Origin of the sequence: Dissulfurispira sp. (genome assembly GCF_036745535.1) — a bacterium.
Taxonomy (GTDB): Bacteria; Nitrospirota; Thermodesulfovibrionia; order Thermodesulfovibrionales; family Dissulfurispiraceae; genus Dissulfurispira.
This window is the reverse complement of record NZ_DAIOFX010000088.1, coordinates 1-5511: the sequence shown is the minus strand read 5'-3', so window position 1 is coordinate 5511 and position 5511 is coordinate 1. Positions and strand designations below refer to the sequence as shown.

General features: G+C 43.0%; 5 protein-coding genes. 4 read left to right on the top strand and 1 reads right to left on the bottom strand.

Going from position 1 to position 5511, the window contains the following annotated elements:
• The first annotated feature begins 92 nt into the window (after positions 1–92).
• The gene (moaA, locus tag V7L97_RS10790; protein WP_333655879.1) at positions 93–1079 is read left to right on the top strand and encodes a GTP 3',8-cyclase MoaA; all 987 of its coding nucleotides are present in this window, start codon (positions 93–95) and stop codon (positions 1077–1079) included.
• A 2-nt stretch (positions 1080–1081) separates the two neighbouring features.
• Here moaA and V7L97_RS10785 read toward each other — a convergent pair whose 3' ends face one another.
• Positions 1082–2392, bottom strand: a complete 1311-nt coding sequence (locus V7L97_RS10785; RefSeq protein ID WP_333655876.1) for a nucleotide sugar dehydrogenase — start codon at positions 2390–2392, stop codon at positions 1082–1084.
• A 74-nt stretch (positions 2393–2466) separates the two neighbouring features.
• Between V7L97_RS10785 and V7L97_RS10780 the strand changes: the two genes are divergently transcribed.
• From V7L97_RS10780 to rfaQ, 3 genes are all read left to right on the top strand, one after another.
• A complete protein-coding gene (locus V7L97_RS10780; RefSeq protein ID WP_333655874.1) occupies positions 2467–3222 on the top strand; it encodes a glycosyltransferase family 2 protein in 756 nt (251 codons plus the stop codon).
• Positions 3219–4370: a glycosyltransferase family 4 protein gene (locus V7L97_RS10775; protein ID WP_333655871.1), complete on the top strand. Its 1152-nt coding sequence runs from the start codon at positions 3219–3221 to the stop codon at positions 4368–4370. The genes V7L97_RS10780 and V7L97_RS10775 overlap by 4 nt, the downstream gene beginning before the upstream one ends.
• On the top strand, positions 4367–5511 hold a 1145-nt coding region (rfaQ, locus tag V7L97_RS10770; protein WP_333655868.1), incomplete at its 3' end, for a putative lipopolysaccharide heptosyltransferase III. The genes V7L97_RS10775 and rfaQ, both read left to right, overlap by 4 nt.

Sequence of the window (5511 nt, the reverse complement as noted above, 5' to 3'; positions counted from 1 at the left end):
TTTTGCGGCTGTAGCGTAAGGAGCATTAGAACTGTCAAAACAGAGCTTCTGAACGTAAGAGACTTATCCTTATCGCTGGATTTGGGAACTAAATGAGCCTGATAAAAGACAAATACGAGCGCATTATCGATTACATGCGCATCTCCATCATCGATCGCTGCAACCTCAGATGCATCTACTGCATGCCCTCGGAAGGCATAAAACCGATCGAGCATAAAGATATCCTCGGCTATGAAGAGATTATAAGGATAGTCAGGATTGCTGCAGGTCTGGGTGCAAGAAAGATAAGACTCACAGGCGGAGAGCCTCTCATAAGAAAAGACCTTCCTTATTTAGTCTCATCCATAAACAGCATAGAAGGCATCGAGGATATAAGCCTCACAACTAACGGCCTTTTGCTTAAGAAATATGCCCAATCCCTTTCATCCGCAGGATTAAGGAGGGTCAATGTAAGCCTTGATTCCCTCCGCCCGGAGAGATACAGGGAGATAACAAGGGGAGGGGATATAAACAGTGTGCTGGAAGGAATTCACGAGGCAGAAAACGCCGGGCTTCTGCCTATAAAGATAAACATGGTTCCGATAAGAGGATTCAATGATGATGAGATAGAGGAATTTGCGAGACTGACATTAAAGACCTCCTATAATGTGAGATTCATAGAGTTCATGCCAATAGGCGCAAAGGAAATCTGGGACCACGAAAAATACATATCTACAGAGGAAATAAAAGAGAGGGCATCAAAAATTGCGCCGCTGATTCCTGTGAAGATCAGGAGATCCGGCCCTGCAAGATATTTCAGATTCGAGGGGGCGCCGGGGGTTGTAGGATTCATAAGCCCTATAACCCATCATTTCTGCAATTCATGCAACCGGCTGAGATTAACATCCGATGGAAAGCTCAGGCCCTGCCTGTTCTCTGAAACAGAGATCGATTTGAAATCAGCAATGAGATGCGGCGCATCAGATGAAGAAATCGAGAGGCTCTTAAGGCTTTCCATCGAAATAAAGCCCGAAGGGCATTCCATAAACCACGAGAAGTGCTTTACGCACCTGAAACCTATGTCGAAGATAGGCGGATAGTTTTAAAGTCTCCAGTATCTGAAACCTGCCAATTCTAAAACATCTCCATTAAAGAGTCCTTTTACGTCAATAAAAACAGGACTGCTGTTCCCGCACAGAGAACGCAGATATTCAACAGAAAACTCTTTGAATTCATCATGCTTTACAGTCACGATGATACCGTCATAAGGAGAGGAACCCTCAGGACTTCCGATCATATCGATACCGTATTCTAAGCGCACTTTTTCCCTGTCGGCTTCAGGGTCATAGACAAACGGGCTGGCGCCATACTCTTTAAGTTCATTGTATATATCAATCACCCTCGTATTGCGGACATCCTTTACATTCTCCTTAAAGGTAAATCCCATAAGCAATACCTTGCTTCCCTTGACAGCAACCTGTGCCTTTATCAACTCCTTTATTGTCTGTTCGGCAATATACTTGCCCATGTAATCGTTTATCCGCCTGCCCGCAAGGATAACCTCCGGATGATAGCCGACCTCCTGCGCCTTAAAGGTTAGATAGTAAGGATCAACTCCTACGCAGTGCCCCCCTACGAGACCGGGCTCAAAAGGAAGAAAATTCCATTTGGTCTTTGCAGCATCGAGCACTTCCCTTGTATCAAGACCGAGCTTATGAAAGATTATGGAAAGCTCATTGATCAACGCTATATTAAGATCCCTTTGTATGTTCTCGATAACCTTTGCTGCCTCTGCTGTCTTTATATTCCGTGCTTTATAGATTCCTGCCTTTACCACCTTTCCGTATATTTCAGAAATGAGTTCTGTCGTCTCATTGTCCTGTCCTGCAATAACCTTCACGACATTTTCGAGGGTATGGACCTTGTCCCCGGGGTTTATCCTCTCCGGTGAGTATCCCAGCTTAAAGTCTATGCCTGCCTTCATGCCCGAATATTTTTCGAGAATAGAGCCGCAGATGTCTTCTGTCACCCCGGGATATACCGTTGATTCATATACAACTATAGCTCCCTTTGACATATTACTGCCGACTATTTCCGAAGCCGATTCAAGGGGTCTAAGGTCAGGGATATTGTGGGAGTTTATGGGTGTGGGGACCGCAATGATTATCACACTGGCATTTTTTAATGCCCGGGGATTGGCAGTAAACTCAACAGATGTTTTTTTTATGTCCTCAGATGAGACCTCGAGTGTCCAGTCATTGCCTGATTTTAATTCATTTATCCTCGATTCGCTTATATCAAAGCCTGTTACTCCTTTAAAGACCCTTCCCAAACTAATGCAAAGAGGGAGCCCTACATACCCAAGTCCAACAACAGCTATTTTCCTTTTCCCAGAAACAAAATCTTCTGTCATCCGATAACCTCACATATGAGCTAATCTGATATAATAAAAAAATTAGATTTTAAAATCCACTGTTAGGGGAAGAATTGATACCCGTTTCTGTTGTCATAGTAACAAAGAACGAAGAGAAAAACATAGGCGATGCCCTCGAAAGCGTAAAGGATTTTGAGGACATCGTCGTTGTCGACTCCTTCAGCGAGGACAGAACAGTAGAGATATGCAGGCAATACACGAGTAAGGTGTTTCAGCATGAATGGCAGGGATATGCAAGGCAGAAGCAAATGGCTGTAGATTATGCAGAAAAACTATGGGTATTGATACTCGATGCTGATGAAAGGGTTGCTCCAGAGCTTAAGGCAGAGATTATGGAAAAAATAGCGATAGAGAGGTCTGCCGGGTTTTATATTCCGAGAAAGAATTTCTTCCTCGGCAAATGGATAAGACACAGCGGATGGTGGCCTGATTATACCGTGAGACTTTTCAAAAAAGATCTATCTTTCGTAGAACAAAGGGAAGTCCATGAAAAGGTTATCGTTAAAGGTCCTGTGGACTATCTGAAAAACCCTCTGGAGCATTATACGTACAGGACGATCTCTGATTATATTAAAAAAATGGAAAGCTATTCCACGCTCTCTGCACAGGAAATGCTCATCAAAAATCCTCACCCTTCTTCTACTTTCCTGGCCCTCAAGATGATGTTAAGCCCTGCCTTCACCTTTATAAAGATGTTTTTCCTCAAGCAGGGCTTCAGAGACGGAGTGCACGGCTTAATGCTTGCTGTGCTCTATAGCTTTTACACATTCTTAAAGTATGCAAAAACACTGGAGAAGACTAAAAGTTGAGGCTTGCATTCATAAAAAAAAGGTTTTCTATCCACGGCGGTGCAGAGAGGTATCTGCAAACCCTTATACAACACCTCAAAAATGCAGGCCATGAAATACATGTATTCGCAAATCAATGGGTCGATGAAGAAGGGATAACATTTCATAAGGTTAATATTATTCCCTTCACCTCTTTCCTCAGCACGCTGACATTTGATATCAATGCAAGGTCAAGGGTTAACCCCGTTAGAAGCAAAGCTCCTAACGGGGTTAAGGGTCAAGGGTCAATGGTCTACGATTGTATTATAAGTTTTGAGAGGACGACATGCCAGGACATATACAGGGCCGGCGAAGGATGCCATGCAGAGTGGCTTCAGATAAGGTCAAAGACCGGGCCGTTTTACAAAAAACTCTCTTTCAAAATAAATCCGCTTCATATAGCGATTCTTAATCTCGAAAAAAAACTCTTCAAAAATACAAAACTTATAATTGCAAATTCAAAGATGGTGAGGGAGCAGATAATAAGACACTATGCCGTGCCTGAAGACAAGATAATGATAATCTACAATGGAGTGGATCTGGCGAGGTTTTCTCCGGGAAATAAAGAGAAATGGCGCGACGATACAAGAAATAACCTCGACATGCCGAAGGGTTCAAAGGCACTGCTTTTTGTGGGCTCTGGATTTGAAAGGAAAGGACTCGAGACCCTTATACATGCCATGCCCTTAATAAAAAGGGATATAAAAACCCTGATTGTCGGCAAAGGCGATACGAACAAATACAGGGCATTGGCAGAAAAGCTCAGGGTCTCGGACAAAATTATTTTCCTCGGCACACAGAAGGATATAGAGAAATTCTATGCAGCATCAGATTTGTTTGTGCTGCCGACACTTTACGACCCGTTCAGCAATGCCACATTAGAGGCAATGGCATCGGGAATACCTGTGATAACAACCAAAAACAACGGGGTGGCCGAACTGATAGAGAATGGACATGAGGGCTTTGTTGTGGATGGCCTCTCTGATGCAAAAGAACTTGCTGATAAAATAAATCTCTCGCTTGCAAATCTCAAACTTATGGGCGAAATGGCAAGAAAAAAGGCCGAGGCATTTCCCATAGAAATGGCTGCGAGAGAGTTCATGGGAGCAATACAACTGGTGGCAAAATGAATTTCGCCGGCATAAAAAAAATACTTGTTATAAAACTCAGACATATCGGCGATGTGCTTCTTGCTGTTCCTGTATTCAGGGCATTAAAGGAGACATTTCCCGATGCACACATAACAGCCCTTGTAAATTCCGGCACAGAGGATGTCCTGAAGGGGAACCCACTGATAGATGAAATACTCATCGTGGACAGAAGCATAAAAAGACTCTCGCCTATAAGGCGATATGCAAAAGAAATAGCCTTTCTCAAAAATATCAGGGGAAATGGCTTTGATATGACAGTTGACCTCACCGGCGGGGACAGGGCTGCAATAATATCCTTAATATCAGGGGCAAGATATAGAATTAGCATGAAATCAGAAAAGGGGTTTCTTGGAAAGAAACACCTTATCACTCATATAGCAGAAGTTGATGGCAGAAGACATACAGTCATGCAAAATCTTGAGGTTGTCAGTCAGTATGGAATAAGTACAAAAAACCTTTCTATAGATTTTTACATTCCAGAAAAAGACAGAATTTTTATTAAAAGAATTATTAAGGAAAACAACACAGAAGAAAATGATATTGTTGTGCATGTGCATCCCACTTCAAGATGGCTCTTTAAGTGCTGGAAGGATGAATACATGGCATGGGTTATAAAATGGCTTCTGGATAGCGGAACAACCGTGATTGTTACATCATCCCCTGACAGGCGAGAAATGGAAAAGGCAAGGAGAATTCTGTCTTTAGTCGGGGACAGTCCCGATTCTACGGCTTCGCCCGTAAATCTTGGACAATCCCCTCACGGTTCACGGTTAATAGACCTCTGCGGAAAGACAACAATAAAACAGCTCGGGGCTATATCAGCAGCATCTGATTTATTCTTTGGTGTTGACTCTGCACCAATGCATATTGCAGCAGCAGTGGGAACGCCTGTTGTTGCCCTGTTCGGCCCAAGCGGTGCATTCAACTGGGGGCCGTGGGACAATAAAATTTCAAATTTTAAATTTCAAATTTCAAATCTTGAAAACCCCTACCCCAACAAGAATGGAATACAAACATTCGGAATGCATACTGTTATTCAAAGGAATTGGGAATGCATCCCCTGTGGAAAAGACGGATGCAATGGAAGTAAAATAAGTAAATGCCTTGAGGATATAAAACC

Coding starts and splice junctions, on each gene's coding strand:
- moaA (WP_333655879.1), top strand. CDS start 93: ATGAGCCTGATAAAAGACAAATACGAGCGCATTATCGATTACATGCGC.
- V7L97_RS10785 (WP_333655876.1), bottom strand. CDS start 2,392: ATGACAGAAGATTTTGTTTCTGGGAAAAGGAAAATAGCTGTTGTTGGA.